The organism is Flavobacterium sp. (genome assembly GCF_027484205.1).
In the GTDB taxonomy this organism is placed as follows: Bacteria; Bacteroidota; Bacteroidia; order Flavobacteriales; family Flavobacteriaceae; genus Flavobacterium.
On sequence record NZ_JAIXUB010000013.1, the window covers coordinates 55163 to 71718 of the forward strand.

20 protein-coding genes are annotated in these 16556 nt (G+C 30.7%); 6 read left to right on the top strand and 14 right to left on the bottom strand.

Features of this window, described 5'->3' with window-relative positions:
* The first annotated feature begins 53 nt into the window (after positions 1 to 53).
* Together bshA and Q0049_RS04415 are read left to right on the top strand one after the other, a co-directional pair.
* Positions 54 to 1187 carry an N-acetyl-alpha-D-glucosaminyl L-malate synthase BshA gene (gene bshA, locus Q0049_RS04410; protein WP_298116989.1) on the top strand — a complete coding sequence of 378 codons (1134 nt, stop codon included), beginning with the start codon at positions 54 to 56 and terminating at the stop codon, positions 1185 to 1187.
* Positions 1184 to 1609, top strand: a complete 426-nt coding sequence (locus tag Q0049_RS04415) for a protease complex subunit PrcB family protein (protein WP_298116991.1) — start codon at positions 1184 to 1186, stop codon at positions 1607 to 1609. The genes bshA and Q0049_RS04415 overlap by 4 nt, the downstream gene beginning before the upstream one ends.
* A gap of 36 nt (positions 1610 to 1645) precedes the next feature.
* Here Q0049_RS04415 and Q0049_RS04420 read toward each other — a convergent pair whose 3' ends face one another.
* Both Q0049_RS04420 and Q0049_RS04425 read right to left on the bottom strand, forming a co-directional pair.
* Positions 1646 to 2137 carry a hypothetical protein gene (locus Q0049_RS04420; RefSeq protein ID WP_298116995.1) on the bottom strand — a complete coding sequence of 164 codons (492 nt, stop codon included), beginning with the start codon at positions 2135 to 2137 and terminating at the stop codon, positions 1646 to 1648.
* 134 nt (positions 2138 to 2271) lie between these two features.
* The gene (locus Q0049_RS04425) at positions 2272 to 3084 is read right to left on the bottom strand and encodes a hypothetical protein (RefSeq protein ID WP_298116997.1); all 813 of its coding nucleotides are present in this window, start codon (positions 3082 to 3084) and stop codon (positions 2272 to 2274) included.
* Between the two features lie 158 nt (positions 3085 to 3242).
* Here Q0049_RS04425 and aroC point away from each other — a divergent pair, with 158 nt between their 5' ends.
* From aroC to Q0049_RS04440, 3 genes are read left to right on the top strand one after another with little or no spacing between them, the layout of a single operon-like run.
* Positions 3243 to 4307, top strand: a complete 1065-nt coding sequence (aroC, locus tag Q0049_RS04430) for a chorismate synthase (RefSeq protein ID WP_298116999.1) — start codon at positions 3243 to 3245, stop codon at positions 4305 to 4307.
* Between the two features lie 2 nt (positions 4308 to 4309).
* Positions 4310 to 5566 carry a cation:dicarboxylase symporter family transporter gene (locus Q0049_RS04435; protein WP_298117001.1) on the top strand — a complete coding sequence of 419 codons (1257 nt, stop codon included), beginning with the start codon at positions 4310 to 4312 and terminating at the stop codon, positions 5564 to 5566.
* 59 nt (positions 5567 to 5625) lie between these two features.
* Positions 5626 to 7281, top strand: a complete 1656-nt coding sequence (locus Q0049_RS04440; protein WP_298117003.1) for a T9SS type A sorting domain-containing protein — start codon at positions 5626 to 5628, stop codon at positions 7279 to 7281.
* A gap of 36 nt (positions 7282 to 7317) precedes the next feature.
* On the opposite strand, the gene Q0049_RS04445 is transcribed toward Q0049_RS04440, so the two are convergent.
* The 3 genes from Q0049_RS04445 to Q0049_RS04455 all read right to left on the bottom strand — a co-directional run bounded on the left by Q0049_RS04445 (position 7318) and on the right by Q0049_RS04455 (position 10104).
* Entirely contained in the window at positions 7318 to 7455 is a 138-nt protein-coding gene (locus tag Q0049_RS04445; RefSeq protein WP_298117005.1) for a hypothetical protein, read from the bottom strand.
* Positions 7456 to 7522: 67 nt separating this feature from the next.
* Positions 7523 to 7933, bottom strand: a complete 411-nt coding sequence (locus tag Q0049_RS04450; RefSeq protein WP_298117007.1) for a thiol-disulfide oxidoreductase DCC family protein — start codon at positions 7931 to 7933, stop codon at positions 7523 to 7525.
* Between the two features lie 2 nt (positions 7934 to 7935).
* The gene (locus Q0049_RS04455) at positions 7936 to 10104 is read right to left on the bottom strand and encodes a DNA mismatch repair protein MutS (RefSeq protein ID WP_298117008.1); all 2169 of its coding nucleotides are present in this window, start codon (positions 10102 to 10104) and stop codon (positions 7936 to 7938) included.
* Between the two features lie 81 nt (positions 10105 to 10185).
* Between Q0049_RS04455 and ung the strand changes: the two genes are divergently transcribed.
* Complete coding sequence (gene ung, locus Q0049_RS04460; protein WP_298117010.1) at positions 10186 to 10848, top strand: uracil-DNA glycosylase; 663 nt, start codon at positions 10186 to 10188, stop codon at positions 10846 to 10848.
* 133 nt (positions 10849 to 10981) lie between these two features.
* Here ung and Q0049_RS04465 read toward each other — a convergent pair whose 3' ends face one another.
* The 9 genes from Q0049_RS04465 to Q0049_RS04505 form a co-directional block, all read right to left on the bottom strand.
* Positions 10982 to 11914 carry a transglutaminase gene (locus Q0049_RS04465; RefSeq protein ID WP_298117012.1) on the bottom strand — a complete coding sequence of 311 codons (933 nt, stop codon included), beginning with the start codon at positions 11912 to 11914 and terminating at the stop codon, positions 10982 to 10984.
* Positions 11915 to 11934: 20 nt separating this feature from the next.
* Positions 11935 to 12786: a substrate-binding domain-containing protein gene (locus tag Q0049_RS04470; RefSeq protein ID WP_298117014.1), complete on the bottom strand. Its 852-nt coding sequence runs from the start codon at positions 12784 to 12786 to the stop codon at positions 11935 to 11937.
* Between the two features lie 36 nt (positions 12787 to 12822).
* Positions 12823 to 13320, bottom strand: coding sequence for a hypothetical protein (locus Q0049_RS04475; protein WP_298117015.1), 498 nt, complete (start codon positions 13318 to 13320; stop codon positions 12823 to 12825).
* 1 nt (position 13321) lies between these two features.
* Positions 13322 to 13873, bottom strand: coding sequence for a GNAT family N-acetyltransferase (locus Q0049_RS04480; protein ID WP_298117016.1), 552 nt, complete (start codon positions 13871 to 13873; stop codon positions 13322 to 13324).
* Positions 13864 to 14316 carry a DinB family protein gene (locus Q0049_RS04485; protein ID WP_298117017.1) on the bottom strand — a complete coding sequence of 151 codons (453 nt, stop codon included), beginning with the start codon at positions 14314 to 14316 and terminating at the stop codon, positions 13864 to 13866. The genes Q0049_RS04480 and Q0049_RS04485 overlap by 10 nt, the downstream gene beginning before the upstream one ends.
* Positions 14313 to 14690, bottom strand: a complete 378-nt coding sequence (locus tag Q0049_RS04490) for a VOC family protein (RefSeq protein ID WP_298117019.1) — start codon at positions 14688 to 14690, stop codon at positions 14313 to 14315. Before Q0049_RS04490 ends, Q0049_RS04485 begins: the two co-directional genes overlap by 4 nt.
* Before the next feature lie 19 nt (positions 14691 to 14709).
* Positions 14710 to 15576 (bottom strand): nucleoside phosphorylase, encoded by an 867-nt coding sequence (locus Q0049_RS04495; protein ID WP_298117021.1) that lies wholly within the window; start codon positions 15574 to 15576, stop codon positions 14710 to 14712.
* A 79-nt stretch (positions 15577 to 15655) separates the two neighbouring features.
* On the bottom strand, positions 15656 to 15988 hold the full coding sequence (locus Q0049_RS04500) for a translation initiation factor (RefSeq protein ID WP_298117023.1): 333 nt from the start codon (positions 15986 to 15988) through the stop codon (positions 15656 to 15658).
* Positions 15989 to 16034: 46 nt separating this feature from the next.
* Positions 16035 to 16433 (bottom strand): GxxExxY protein, encoded by a 399-nt coding sequence (locus Q0049_RS04505; protein WP_298117025.1) that lies wholly within the window; start codon positions 16431 to 16433, stop codon positions 16035 to 16037.
* Between the last annotated feature and the right edge of the window lie 123 nt (positions 16434 to 16556).

A 16556-nucleotide genomic window follows, 5' to 3' on the forward strand; every position in this document is an offset into this window, starting at 1 on the left:
TTTTAAAATCTTCTCATTGCTTTTTCTTAATTTTACCAGATTAAAATTTGTCAATGAAAATAGCAATCGTTTGTTACCCAACTTTTGGAGGTAGTGGAGTTGTAGCAACAGAACTTGGTCTTGAATTAGCTCATCGTGGTCATGAAATCCATTTTATTACCTACAAGCAACCTGTTCGTTTAGCGCTTCTAAATTCAAATGTACATTATCATGAAGTCAATGTTCCTGAATATGCCTTGTTCCATTATCAACCATATGAGTTAGCCTTATCGAGTAAATTAGTTGATATGGTAAAATTGTATAATATTGAATTGCTTCACGTTCACTATGCTATTCCTCATGCTTATGCAGGTTATATGGCTAAACAAATGTTAAAAGATGAAGGTATTAATATCCCAATGGTTACCACACTTCACGGAACAGATATTACTCTTGTAGGCAAGCACCCATTTTATAAAACTGCCGTTTGCTTTAGCATCAATAAATCGGATGTGGTGACTTCTGTTTCTGAAAGTTTAAAAGAAGACACATACAAACATTTCAATATAAAAAAAGACATTCATGTTATCCCGAATTTTATAGAATTAGGTAAACATAGAAATGAATCTTTAATTTCATGCCAACGCTCTGTTATGGCAGAAAAGCACGAAAAAATTATTACTCACATTAGTAATTTCAGAAAAGTTAAAAGAATTCCTGATGTTGTTAAAATATTCTATAAAATTCAACAACAAATTCCGTCCAAATTAATGATGGTTGGTGATGGTCCAGAAAGAGAAATTGCCGAAAAAATGTGTTATGATTTAGGCATTCAAGACAAAGTAATTTTCTTTGGAAATAGTAATGAGATAGATCAAATTTTGTCTTATTCCGACTTATTTTTATTACCATCAGAAACAGAAAGTTTTGGCTTGGCTGCGCTTGAAGCTATGGCTTGGTCAGTTCCTGTAATTTCAAGTAATTCAGGAGGTTTGCCCGAAGTTAATTTTGATGGAAAGTCAGGATTTTTAAGTAATGTAGGAAATATTGATGAAATGGCAGAGAATGCTTTGAAAATTTTAAACAATAATGAAACATTAAATACGTTTAAAGAAAATGCTTTGGCTGTAGCACAACAATTTGATATTGCTAACATATTGCCATTGTATGAAGAATTGTATAAAACTGCAATAGATAATTCAAAATGAGAAAATTAATAGTATTATTTTTGATTGTAACTTTAACATCTTGTTCCTCTAAAAAAGTTGTAGATACATCAAAACAATTGTATCAGGTTTTAGTTTCAAGTGAATATGGCGGAGGTTCTTTTGAATTTTATGAAACTATAACTGAAGAAAAAGAATTCAAAATGCTTTTAGGTGACGATGAAATTAAAAAGTTTGTTAAACCAAATGATATTTTAACTTCGAATTTCATTTTAGTAAATCTTGGAGAAAAAAATAACGGAGGTTATAGTGTAGAAGTAGATAAAATTGAGGAACTACCAGACAAAATTAAAATTTCTTTTAAAAAGATTACACCATCACCAGGAACAAATACAACAATGGCAATTACAAATCCTTATTGTGTTTTAAAAATTAATTCGAAAAAGCCTATAGAAATTGAATAAAAAAAGCTTCCGAATTACGGAAGCTTTTTTGTTTATTTAGAATTTGTATCTAACTCCTAGAGCGATGTCTGGTCCAAAGTTATCTTCTCTGTAATCATCAGAATTAAAATATAATTCAGGACGTAAGTCTAATGACAATTGAATTGGAGCTTCTGCAAAATTGTACTCAATTCCAATATCTCCAGCAGCAAAAAGAATTGTTCCACTGTCACTAATTCCAGATTTATCATAACTCCAACTTCCAACACCACCACCAACACCAGCATACCAGTTGAAACCACCATCAATATTCCATACCCATTGGTATAATCCTGCTAATTTAAAAGCATCAACATCATTACTATTTCTCCATCCTAAATCCAATTCAAGTCTGTTGTTGTCACCTAAACCTCTTTGGTAGGATACTTCTCCACCAAAACCATCATTATCTCCTAAACGAAGACCTAAAGCATTTTTAGAAATTTCTTGAGCTTGAGTGCTGAATGCTAATCCTAATAGCATAAAAGCAGATAAAAATAATTTTTTCATAAATTGTTATTTAAATTAAACACTACAAAGTACAAGAATTATGCCATTTTACCTGTTATATAATATTCACTTTTTCTTATATAATTATGCTTTTCAAAAATATCTTAATTAGGTAATTAAATACAAATAATTTTTTAATTTGCTAAATAAGTATCTAAAAATTCCTCTTGCGATTGACTTCCGCTTGAAGGAATTGGTAATGTTACACCAGGAATTGATTGTAATTCATAAGTAATATTGGTATCAGTATATACCATTCCAATATCTTTTGAATAGTGTTGATAAGAGGTAATAACATCTTGTGGAGCTAAAACAGTTATAGTAACAGGAAAACCACCAAGATTTTGTGTAGTTGTAATTTTTAAATTTAAAACTACTTTAGTTTTGATTACATCTTCGTATACTTCACCATTTGGAGAAGTAAAGCTAGCCAATTCAGTCACATTATATGATTTTAAAACATAAGTAAAATCTAGAGGATAACCAGAAATAGTTTGTGACAAAGTTCCATTTATTGTACTAAGTTGTTCGTTTGCAGTTGCATTTTCTTTTAAGATAATGAAATCAGTAATTGCTAAATTGATTGGAGTTCCTAAGCCTAAGTCATAACTTGCAGTTCCACTAATTTTTACTGTGTTTCCATCAACTCGTAAACCATTATTTCTTAATGTGCTAGAGTAAAATCCGTTAGGTAAAGCTAGGGTTTCCATTTTTTTATGAGTCACACCAGAAATTAAAATGTCGCCGTTAACAAAAAGTGAATCTCTACCAGAGGTAATTCCACCTGTAGCATCTTCATTTTCTACATCATATGTCCAATAATTTCCTGATGCTAATGGTAAATTAGTTGTGGTTGTATCTCCTGAACTACCTGAGTCATCAGAAGAACATGAAGAAATTACTACAGCAAATAATAAGATTGAAAATTTTAAAAAGTTTGTTTTCATTTTTTTGTAATTAGTTTCCACAAATAAAAGAAAAATTCGTGAACATATAATAAAAACTCGTTTTTTATAATTTTATTATAATTATTTGAATCGTAAAATTGTTAATATAACTTTTAAACTTTGACTGAAACTACTATATTTGTTCAAAACAAAAACAAATGGCAGGAAATACATATGGAAATCTATTCAAAATAACCACTTTTGGTGAATCTCATGGTGATGCTTTAGGTGGAATTATCGACGGTTGTCCTGCAGGAATCGATCTTGATTTTGACGCTATTCAATTTGAAATGCAACGAAGAAAGCCAGGTCAATCATCAATTGTTACGCAAAGAAAAGAAGAGGATGAAGTGCAATTTCTTTCAGGAATTTTTGAAGGAAAAACTACAGGAACACCAATTGGTTTTATCATTCCAAATACCAATCAAAAATCCGATGATTATACGCATATAAAAGATTCTTATCGTCCAAGTCATGCAGATTTTGTTTATGAAAAAAAATATGGAATTCGCGATTATCGTGGTGGCGGAAGAAGTTCGGCTCGCGAAACAGCAAGTAGAGTTGTGGCAGGAGCAATTGCAAAACAAGTAATTTCAGAAATAAAAATAAACGCATTTGTTTCCTCTGTAGGTGAAATTTTTATAGACAAACCTTATCAAGATTTAGATTTTTCTTTGACAGAATCCAATGCCGTTCGTTGTCCTGATTTGGCTTCAGCTGAAAAAATGGAAGATTATATAAAAGAAATTAAAAAGCAAGGAGATACTGTTGGTGGAACGATAACTTGCGTCATTCAAAATGTTCCAATTGGATTAGGCGAGCCTGTTTTTGATAAACTTCATGCAGAACTCGGAAAAGCAATGCTGTCCATAAATGCAGTTAAAGGATTTGAGTATGGAAGTGGATTTTGTGGTGCTAAAATGAAAGGTAGTGAACACAATGATTTATATAATGCAGATGGAACAACAAAGTCAAATCTTTCTGGAGGAATTCAAGGAGGAATTTCAAATGGAATGGATATTTATTTTAGAGTTGCGTTTAAACCAGTAGCCACTTTAATTCAAAAACAAGAAGTTTTAACCAATCAAAATGAGCTAATTGAGCAACAAGGTAAAGGTCGTCATGATCCATGTGTTGTACCAAGAGCAGTCCCAATAGTTGAAGCAATGGCAGCTTTAGTCATCGCGGATTTTTATTTATTAAACAAAATACATCAAACATAATAATGACATCACAAGCCGAACAAAAAAAATCCTTTTTAAGCAATCTTACGGTTCAAATCTTAATTGCTATGGTTCTTGGAGCTATTCTTGGAATTTATATTCATAATAATTTTGATTCTGAATTTGCAAAGAATTTTAGTGATAAAATTAAAATGCTTGCAACAATTTTCATTCGATTAGTTCAAATGATTATTGCACCATTAGTAATTACAACTTTAGTTGTTGGAATTGCAAAACTAGGTGATATAAAATCTGTTGGACGAATAGGAGGAAAGGCAATGGGATGGTTTTTTACCGCATCTTTCATATCCTTATTAATTGGATTATTTTGGGTAAATGTTTTGCAACCTGGAGTTGGATTAAACTTAACCGATATTGATGTTTCAACCGCTGTAGAAGTTACAGATAAAACAAAAAGTTTTTCGGCACAAAATTTTGTTGAACATATTATTCCTAAAAGTATTTTTGAAGCTTTAGCAACCAATGAAATTCTACAAATTGTAATTTTTTCTATTTTCTTCGGATTAGCTGCAGCTTCAATAGGTGATCATGCTAAACCAGTTGTTAAAGTATTGGATATAATTTCACATATTATTTTGAAAATGGTAAATTATGTCATGAAGTTTGCTCCAATTGGTGTGTTTGGTGCCATTGCAGGAGTTTTTGCTATTAGAAATTTACAAGAATTATTACTTACATATGCTAAATTCTTTGGTTCCTTTTTAGTTGGTATCTCAAGTTTATGGGTTGTTTTACTAATAGTTGGATATTTATTTTTAAAAGGTCACATGACAACTTTACTAAAAAGGATTGTAAGTCCATTAATTATTGCCTTTGGAACGACAAGTAGTGAAGCTGTTTTCCCTAAATTAACAGAAGAATTAGAACGTTTTGGTGTTAAAGATAAAATTGTTTCATTCATGTTACCACTTGGATATTCATTCAACCTTGATGGAAGTATGATGTACATGACTTTTGCAAGTTTATTTATTGCACAAGCTTATGGTGTTCATTTAGATATGGGAACACAAATGACAATGCTATTAGTTTTAATGCTTACAAGTAAAGGAATTGCTGGTGTTCCAAGAGCAAGTTTAGTGGTAGTTGCCGCAACTTGTGGAATGTTTGATATTCCTATTGAAGGAATCGCATTAATACTACCAATTGATCATTTTTGTGATATGTTTAGAAGCGCAACAAATGTATTAGGAAATGCTCTTGCAACCTCAGTTGTAGGAAAATGGGAAAAAGAAGACTAGAAATGCTTTTATAATTCTTTTTTTTTCTAATTTTACAAAAAACTATTAAATTCATTCACATGAAAAAAACTACTTTATTATTTTATTTTTTATTTTTATCTATCACTTCTGTTTTTGCACAGTCTGATTTTTATTTAGCAATTCCTTCTGATAATAGTACATCAGGTAATTGTAGAGCTCCACATGGATTATTTAGATATCAGAGAGGTGTGATTTTAATCAAACCAAGTGAAATGGCAGCATCAGGAATTGTTAATGGTGATGTTATAAATTCAATTGCTTTTAATTATTTAGTTGCACAAAATGTAACTACAACAGCAACAATGACTTTATACTTACAAAATACTACTGATGTAACAAATTTAAAACCAACCACATGGTCAGTTGCTGGAATGACAGCTGTTAGAACTGGTGCAGTCACAATTCCAAATACTGCAGGTATAGTAAGTTTTGATTCTACAACAAATTTCACATACACTGGTGGAGGAGTTTATGTTGCTTTTGATTATCAAAATGCATCAAATCCACTTCCTACAACTTTTGTAACTGTTGATTGTAACAGTACAGGATTAGCTGGAGGATTTAAAGGAGCACAATCTGATGCAGGTGTTCAAACAACTATTGCTGCTTCTTCATTTAGACCTGTTATTTTGCTAGGTAAATCAGTTGCTTGTGCTAAACCAGTAAATTTAGGGTTTAATACTCCAACATTAAATTCTGCTAATTTATTATTCAGCGCAACTAGTGGAGGAACAGTTGATATTGAATACGGTGCTTACAATTTTACTCAAGGAACAGGAACAACAATTACAAATGTAACAAGTCCATATACCTTATCAGGTTTAACGCCAAGTACAGTTTATGATTTCTATGTGAGAAAAAATTGTGGTTCAGGAGTTTACAGTGCTTGGGAAGGTCCATACGCTTTCCATACAGCATTTCAACCTACTACAGCAACTTACACGACTGGATTTGAACAAGAAGATTTTCCATATATTGGTTGGTTAGCGTTACCAAATACTACGGCTAACGATTGGTTTATAAATATTGGAGCTGCTGGAAATGCATTAGCACAAGAAGGTGCTGCTTCTGCTGTTGCCATTACACCAACGGCTGCTGCTGGAACTCAAAGTTTATTCTCTAGAGGTATAAATTTAACAGCAAATTCTAATGTTACAATAACTTTCTATGATAGAAATTTTGTTAGTACAACTGCTCCAATTTCAACAAATACTGCTAGTTATTCTTTAACAGTTGGAACTGATCAAACAGTTGCTAGTCAAACTACATCTCTATATTCAACGACAGGTTTAAGTACTACGACTTTTACACAAAGAACAGCTACTTTTACTCCAACAGCAACAGGAACTTATTATTTCAGATTCCTAAATTCATCTCCTGCAAATGCAACAGGAACTCATGCTATCATTATTGATAACTTTACGGTTACTGAAGTTTTAGGTACGAATGAATTTTCTGAATCTAAATTATCTGTATATCCAAATCCAACAAAAGGTTTAGTAGATATTTCAAATGATACTGATGCAACTATTTCATCTGTAGAATTATCAGATTTAAATGGTAGAGTTGTAAAAAGATATGCTATTGGTGAAAACGAAAGTCAAATAAATATCTCAGAGTTTTCTCAAGGAGTTTATTTAATGAAAATAATTTCTGACAAAGGAATTGTAACTAAGAAAATTGTGAAAGAATAATTCTCTTTTATTTTATAAAAAAAGACTAAGCATTGCTTAGTCTTTTTTATTTTTATCACTTCCCATCATTAGTAATACTATTCCAATTAATCCTATGATGACTAAAGCAAAAACTCCAATCATAATGAATGTTCCATTGTCATGAGAATAGAGAGGTAACATTAAGTTATACATGATTTCTATTGTTTAGGTTAATCAAAAGTACTTCAATTAATACAGTAGAAATATGACAATTATCATACTAAAGAAACTTTGATTTCAACTCAGGAGTTGGAATCATGCAACTTTCTTTTTTACCATACCATTTGTATCTATTTTTCGCTACAAAATCATAAATGAAATTAGCTGACTTTCCTAAAAAACTAAAATAACTTAAAATAGGATACCAACCTTTCATATTTTTTGAAATTCTCATTACGGCTTCAGCTTTATAATAGTAAGCAATTCCAGGTTCATAAAGTAAAATACTGTCAATAGAGTTAGTGTCAACTCCAATGTGTTTTAAAATTTGTTGCCCTAATTCTGATTGTAGTGCAACAAATCTGAAAATGTCTTTTTCATCATGCTTTATTATCAATTGTACTGATGCATCACAAAGGTTACAAACACCATCAAAAAGAATAATTTTTTTATCTTTTGGTAGATTTTCCATAATTATTTTGGTCTTTCAACGAATTCTAAAACTTCTATGCTCACTTTAGATGTAAAAACACCATAATTTACTACAGCTTTATTTTTTTCAATTTTATCAATAGTTCCAATAGCTTTTCCATCAAACATGCGAACTCTATCGCCAAGTTTTAATTCTACTTTTGGTTTTTCAGGTACTAAAGCGGCTTTTATTTTTTTCTCTTTTTTTTCTTTTCGAATTTCTTCAACTTTTACAGTTACTTCTTCAGCAACTTGCTTTTTAATGACTTCCTTAACTTTCTTCTCTTTTACTGAAAGTTTTCTTCGTTTAGAATTTTCAATTTCGACCATTTTTAAAAACTCACCAATCAAGGTTTTCTTGTCTTTATTATTGAAATAAGTTTCAGAAATATCATCAATCTTTTGTCCTAAATAAATTAATCGTTGATTGGCATCATATAACTCTTGATAGCGTTCTAGTTTTTCTTGAATTTTAGCATTAATGGTTTCCATCTTTTTACTTTCTTCACGAGCTTTGGTTTCTTCATCTTTCAGATTTAAAGATGTTTTTTCCATTTTAGAACGTTCTTTTTGAAGTGTCGCAATAGTTTTATCAAAACGTACTTTTCCACCATCAATTTTCTTTTTGGCACGGTTTATTAATCCGTAAGGAATACCATTTTTTTGTGCTACTTCAAAAGTAAACGAACTTCCGGCTTGACCTAAAATCAATTTATACATAGGTTCAAGCGACTTTTCATCAAAAAGCATGTTTGCATTTGAAGCATAGGGTAATTCGTTAGCTAAGATTTTCAAATTAGAATAATGCGTTGTTATGATTCCGAAAGATTCTCTATGATAAAATTCTTCTAAAAAAGTTTCTGCTAAAGCACCACCAAGTTCAGGATCAGAACCTGTTCCAAATTCGTCAATTAAGAATAATGTTTTAGAATTACATTTTTTCAAAAAGTAATTCATGTTTTTAAGCTTGTAACTATAGGTACTTAAATGATTTTCAATAGATTGATGATCGCCAATATCGGTTAAAATTCGATCAAATAGAAACGTTTCACTGCGTTCGTGAACAGGAATTAACATCCCACTTTGTAGCATCAATTGTAATAATCCCACAGTTTTTAACGAAATTGTTTTTCCTCCAGCATTTGGACCAGAAATAACAATGATTCGATTTTCATTTTGTAATTCTATAGTTTGAGGATATGTTTTCTCACCTTTAATTTTATTGTTTAAAAAAAGAATAGGATGGAAGGCATCTCTAAAATACATTCGTTTTTCTTCAACAATCGTGGGAAGAATCGCGTTAATTTTATTGGCATATTTTGCTTTTGCAGCTATCACATCAATATCGCTTAGGAATTCTTGATATTGTTTTAATAAATCCAAAAATGGACGAATATCATTAGACAATTTCTTTAATATTCGAGTAATTTCTTCACGTTCTTCATATTCAAGATTACTTAATTCTCTCGAATATTTTAAGGTAGCTTCTGGTTCGATATAAGCGATACTTCCAGTTTTGGAACTGCCTAAAATGGAACCTTTTACTTTTCTACGATACATGGCCAAAACAGCCAAAACTCTTCTGTTTTCTACAAAACTTTCTTTAATGTCATCAAGATAACCGAGCGAATTATATTGCGACATGGCTTGTCCAAAACTTTGATTTACTTTGCCACGAACAACGCTCATATCACGTCGGATGTTTATCAAATCGGGTGAAGCATTGTCTTTTATGACGCCATATTTATCGACAACTTCATCAATTTTTTGAATGATATATTTGGTATATTCAACTTGTAATGCTCTTTCGTTTAGTTTGGGATAATAATCATTAAATTTTTTGAAAAATAATAGCAAAACATTAACGGTTTCAGAAAGTGTTGCCATTTTTCTAAAACTTCCAACTTCTAGAAAACTGTCTTCAATTCCGAGCATTTTTAAATCGTTCGATATGTTATCGAAACCATGATTTGGAATGGCATTATTATTTGTGAAAGAAGAAACATATTCTGATGTTTGAAGTAACGCATTCATAAGAAAATCTTTCTCCTTGAATGGTGTTATTTGCATTGCCTTTTCTTTTCCAATTTCAGTATTGCATATAGCTGAAATGGTTTCTAAAATGGTATTAAATTCTAAATCTTGAAGCGTTTTATCTGTAATTGAAATCATTGTTTAAAAGTAAGTTTCAAAGTTACAAAGTTTCAAATGTTATTTAGTTTGGAATTTCATAATTTTGGAAAAAATTATAGTATGTTCATCAACAATTCTTCATGGCAAACCATTTTATCGTCAGAAATTGAAAAACCTTATTTCATTGATTTGATGCAACAAATTGATAGTGAGTATGATAATTATACTTGTTTTCCTCCTAAAGAATTGATTTTTAATGCTTTTGAAAAGTGTTCTTTTGATGATTTGAAAGTCGTCATTATTGGTCAAGATCCATATCATGGTGAAGGCGAAGCTAATGGTTTAAGCTTTTCGGTTAACGATGGTGTAAAAATTCCTCCTTCGCTTAAAAATATTTTTGCAGAAATTGCCAATGAATATGATACTATTTTTAGTCCTACAACAGGAAATTTAGAACGTTGGGCTAGGCAAGGAGTTCTTCTTTTAAATGCTACACTTACGGTTAGAAAAGATTTAGCAAATAGTCACAAACATCTTAATTGGCAGGTTTTTACGGATGCTGTAATTCAAAAAATATCTGATGAAAAAGCAGAGGTTGTTTTTATGCTTTGGGGAAATTTTGCTAAAAAAAAAGCCGAAATTGTAGATAGAACTAAACATTTAGTTTTAGAAAGCGGACATCCTTCATTTGCGAGTGTTCACAAAAAGTGGTTTGGGAATAATCATTTTGTGATGTGTAATGACTATTTGATTTCTAAAAATAAAGTTGTTATTGATTGGTAACAAAAGGAAAAACGGAAAACTTTTTAGCCCTGATTTCGTCATTGTTGGAGCTCTTGGCTCGTTTAAAAAACGTGACAAAGCGACTGACGAGAGCAGGAATAGGGTTAACAAATAAATCCCAAGCCATTCGCTCCTAATTCAATGTCAAAGCACCGAGAATTATTTCGTGCATGAATGGTCCACCAGGATATTTTGCCGTATAATCTAGGTTTAACCAAATTTGACCTCGCTCATCGATGTGGTAATGAATTACTTGATTTTTACTTTCATTCACAAAAAGTTCTTGCTTGATTAGGTAAATGATTTCTTCTAAATTTTTTTTCGAACCAATTAGAATTTCTGGATAAATGTGTCCATCAGTGTGAATCAATCGTGGTGTTCCTCCAATTGATTTTATACAAGCAGCCATAAGAATAGAATGATCATCGCAATCGCCTGAAAGATAGCGTAATGATTCGCTTGCTGTGGCAATATAATCTTTGTCTTTTGGATCGGAAACATAATTCCATCGTGAATTTATTTCTTTAAAAACTGCAAAACATTGAATTAAAGTGTAATTTTCGTGGTATTTTTTTACACCTCTAAAATGTTTAGAAGTAGCCATAATTGCAAAATTTCTAACAATGGGTTTGTCGTATTCAATGGCTTTCAAAACCTCAGATTTATTAGGAAATGGTAAAAGTTTTGATATGATTACATCTTGCGGATTAGGATTTTCTGACATGGAATACATCATGTATTTGTAGTCTTCAAAAACACTTTTAAATCCGTAACCTCCAAAAACGGTACCTATAAACAAAATAATAAAATAGAGAAAAACAGAAAGTAAGGTTATCTTTCGCATTGCTCTCAAAATCAGTTGAATAATTACGATAATTATCACAAATAATATGATTCTATCTAATTGCCAAATCCATTCTAAATCAATCAGATTTTGATGTGCAATAAGAAATACTGGAATTGTTATAAGTACATTTAAAGCAAAAATAATCACTATATCCCAAGGTTTTTTTACTTGAAATTTAGTTGATAGTTCTTCGAAAAGTAGTTTTGCCTTTTGAATCATGTTTGCATAAAATATAAAAGCTATATGGCTTTTACAAGTTCAGCAAAAGTACCTTTTTTCTCAATAATTTTGAGGTCAAATAATTGATTTTGAATTTTGTTTAACATTTTTTCAGATAATGGCTTTTGCGACCATTCTGTTAAACGCAACCATTCTTGAATATCTTCTATTTTTTGGTGGTATTTTGTTGCTAATGTTCTGTCAATACTCGGAATTTCTTTGAACTCTTGCGTTGTGATGTTTATAATTTCCAGAATTTGAGCAATGGCATTGGGATATTTTTTCAAAACTTCCTCACGAACTGCAATGACGAAGCAAGGCCAAGGCGTAGGACAATCGGCAATTCTTCTGAAAATTCCTTTATCTACAAGAGGTTTGGTCATAAAACGTTCCCACATGAAATAATCGGATTCGCCTTTGGTTAAGCTTTCAACAGCGCCATCAATGGTGTTTATGATTTCAAATTGTAGATTTTCGGTATTCCAACCTTGATTATTGGCATTTACATAAGCCATTAATTGTGAACCTGAACCTAATCTTGAAATAGCAACTTTCTTATTTTCTAAATCGGAAAGGGTTTTAAAATTGGAATTTGCAGCCACATGAATTCCCCAAATCAGAGGACTTTCAACATAGACTTGCACAATTTTAGAAGGATTTCCTGCATTGATATCTTTTACAATTCCTTCCGATAAAATTACAGCAATATCCGTTTCACCATCACGAAGCATTTGACACATTTTTCCTGTACCTTCAGGAACATCAGTCCATTGTAAATCGATTCCAACGGATTCAAATTCGCTATTTTCAATACATAAATGCCAAGGAAGATTGAAATGTTCAGGAACTCCTGCTATTTTTATAGTTTTCATTTATTAGAATTAAGATAGTAGTATTAAGTATTAAGATTACTCAGAGAGTTTTTGAATACATTGTTCTCTAATGTCCCAAATTTCACCAAAGGTATAATTTTGATTGGTTTCTTCAATCCATTTTTTCAAGAATGCTTTGTGATAGTCAACTTTAAAATCGCTAACCTGTTCAGGAATTATCTCGATTTCTTCTAGAATTTCCTTTTTTATTTTATCGTAAAATGATTCTGAAGTTGTAACATCCAATGGAATGTCATTAATTTTTAAATAGCAATGCGCTTCTGGAATGTAGTCAATATCATTTTTTGAAAATAAATCTCCTAATATAGGCGTATTTACCTCGCTCATTTTAAAAATTCCAATGTATAATTTTACGTTTCCAATGTCATTTTTATCAGCATAATCTTTTAAAAAAGCATGTTTTGAACTACAAGTTCCTTTATTTTCAGAAAGTACTAATGAAAAATCATACCTATTAGAATTTCTTCCATAAGGAATGTGTTTTACTTTTTCTACTAGTGCTTCAAAGTTCATTTTACTTCGTACTTATAACTTTGTATTTCGTACTTTCCAATTGCCACCATTTCCAAATGACGCCATCTTTATCTGGATAATCTTCAACAAAATCGAAACCTACTTTCTGTAAAACATGATTGGACGCACCATTTTCTGCATGTGTGTAGGCGTTCATTTCTTTGATATTCATTTGGTTAAAACCATAATCAAGCCATGCTTTTGAAGCTTCGGTTGCATAACCTTTGTTCCAAAATTGTTCATTCAAACGATAGCCATAATCATAGAAATTGGTGTTTCCGTTTTCAATATGATCATTGATGTATTTAATTCCTGTCCAACCAATAAATTCTCCTGTTTCTTTTAGAATTGTTGCAAAACGACCAATTTTATTTTCAGCATATTGTCTTTGAACATATTCAATAACTTTTATACTTTCGTCAATTGCAACTTCAGGTTTTTGCCAAAGATATTTGTGAACATTTGGGTTTTTATTCAATTCAAATAATGCTTCAGCATCAGATATTTCTAATGGTCGAAGAAGTAATCTTTCAGTTTCTAAAATTAAATCCATTCTTGGTTAATTTGATTTAAGTGATGATATAAATGGTCGAAGTAATCTTCTATTAAAAATTGTAAATCAGACAGTTTACCATTTGGAAGAATTAATTGATAAGTCAGAGTTTCATTGGTTTGATTTTTTACAATATGCAAAATATGAAGATTTAAATTCATCCATAAATCCAATAATTCTTGATTATTTTTATTTTGATAATCATTAGATTTTACTAAATCATCAGGATTGTAAGTTCTTATTTTATAAGGTTTCTCAAAAGTTTGAATTTCAGTAAATCTTTGAAAATTATTAATTGCTGAATCAATTAAATGCCCTAAGATTTCTTTTTTAGACCATTTGATTTCTGATAGTTTTAATTCAAAATCTTCAACCTCATTTATTGAATATTGCACTCGGAATTTATTCAATAATGACTCAAATTCTTTTAATTTTACTTTCATTCTATCTTCAAATGTGAAATTACAACATGATATCCATCTGGATCAAGAAACATCTTACCGTTATCATTCCAATAGGAGTTTTTGGCTTGAATAAATTGAATTTTATTGGCAATTAAATTATCATGAATGAGTTCAAATTCTAATTTAGTATTTGGATAAAAAACCAAAATATCTTCTTCACCAAAATTAAATGTAACAAGTTCCTCCGATTTTGTAAATTCTAAATGCCAATTTTCATTAGTTTTACCAATAAAAGCGCCATCATAACCTTCGTGATTTTCAAAACCTCCAAGCAATTCTAATCCTAAAATATCAATATAAAAGGATTTAAGTTGTTCTAAATTGTTGGTATGTCTTGCGAATCTAAAGGTCATTTTTAATTCGTAATTATATTTACTCTGCTAATTTATCTAAAGCATATTCAATCAACGCATCAACAGCTTTGTATGGATCTTCACTGAAAGTTCCAGTAGCACGATTAGCAATGATTGCATTTAATGATAAACATTCGTGTCCAAGCAATCTTCCTAAACCATAAATAGCTCCAGTTTCCATTTCAAGATTGGTCATTTTGATGCCTTCAAATTCAAATTTGTCCATTTTACTGTTCAATTCTGTATCTTGAATTTCTAATCTTAAAACTCTTCCTTGTGGACCATAAAATCCGCCAGCAGTTCCTGTAAAACCTTTAAAGATTTTGTCACTTTCTAAACGTTTTTCAAGAATTTCACTCGCTTTAATTACATACGGACGACCTTTTTTAATATCCCAATTCGTCTGAGCGATAAAAGCGTCTTCCATGGTAGTTTCTGAAATTTCATCAATTAAATAGGAGCGAAGCATGTTGTCTAATCCTAATCCGTATTGACTCATAACAAAACTATCGCAAGGAATATCTTCTTGTAGTGAACCAGATGTTCCAATTCGGACAATGTTTAACGAAGTCAACTCTTCTTTAATTTCTCTAGTTTTCAAATCAATGTTTACCAAAGCATCTAATTCGTTCATGACAATATCAATATTATCCGGACCAATTCCTGTTGACATTACGGTAATTCGTTTTCCTTTGTAAATTCCGGTTTGGGTTTTGAATTCGCGTTTTTGTTGCGAAAACTCAATGCTTGAAAAATGTTTGGTTATTTTTTCAACTCTATTTTGATCACCAACAAAGATGATGTCTTTTGCAATATGTTCCGGTTTTAGGTTTAAGTGGTACACACTTCCATCCGGATTTAATATTAATTCTGATGATGCAATCATTTTTTTATTGTTTAAGGTTTCAGGTTTTAGGTTTCAGGTTATTTAACTTGAAACTTTAAACTTGAAACAAATTTTAATTTTAACCTCCAACTCGTTTTGTTTTAAATCCTTTGTCTTGTAATAACTTCATTATTTTATCACGATAATCACCTTGAATAATGATTTCGCCGTCTTTGAATGTTCCTCCAACGGCTAGTTTATTTTTTAATTCTTTAGCTAATAATTTGAAATCTTCATCTTCACCTTCATAACCTGAAATAATGGTTGTGGGTTTTCCTTTTCGTTTTTCAAATTTGCAAATCATTGGTTCTTTTTGAACGAATAATTCGTGTTCCTTTTCCTCAACGATTTCTGGTTCGTTAGAAACCTCGTGGTTTGGGAATAGTTTTTTTAGTTGTTCTTGTAAATCCATATTTTTTGGACGCGGATAAAGCGGATTCGCTTTTGCGAAACGCGAATTAAAACTGATTTTTTCTATTCTTTCTTTTATTCTCGTATATTTTTCTTCTAAATTCTGGTTTCTTTCCAAAATTTAATAATAATCCAATTTCACAATCTGTTCCTCTTAAATAATTTAATAGTTGATTTTCAAATTCTTCAATAATATATTCAGCCGCTTTTAATTCTAAAACAATTTTGTCTTCAACAATTAAATCTGCATAATATTCACCAACCTCGTTTCCTTTATAGAAGACTTTTATTTTCTTTTGAGGAATAACATTTAATCCTTTATTTCTTAATTCAATTAATAGTGAATTTTGATAAACTTTTTCAAGGAAACCGTAACCAAGTTCGTTATAGACTTCATAAAAAGTTTTCAAAATAATATCTGTTAAATCTTTGTGTAATAATTCCATGTGGCTTATATTTAATAACTTGATTTTTAAAAATCTGGTTTAATCTGCGTTTTACGAAGTAAATCCGTTTTATCCGTGTTCTATTGTGGCGTATATTTTGAAAATCAAAAAAGACATCAAGCA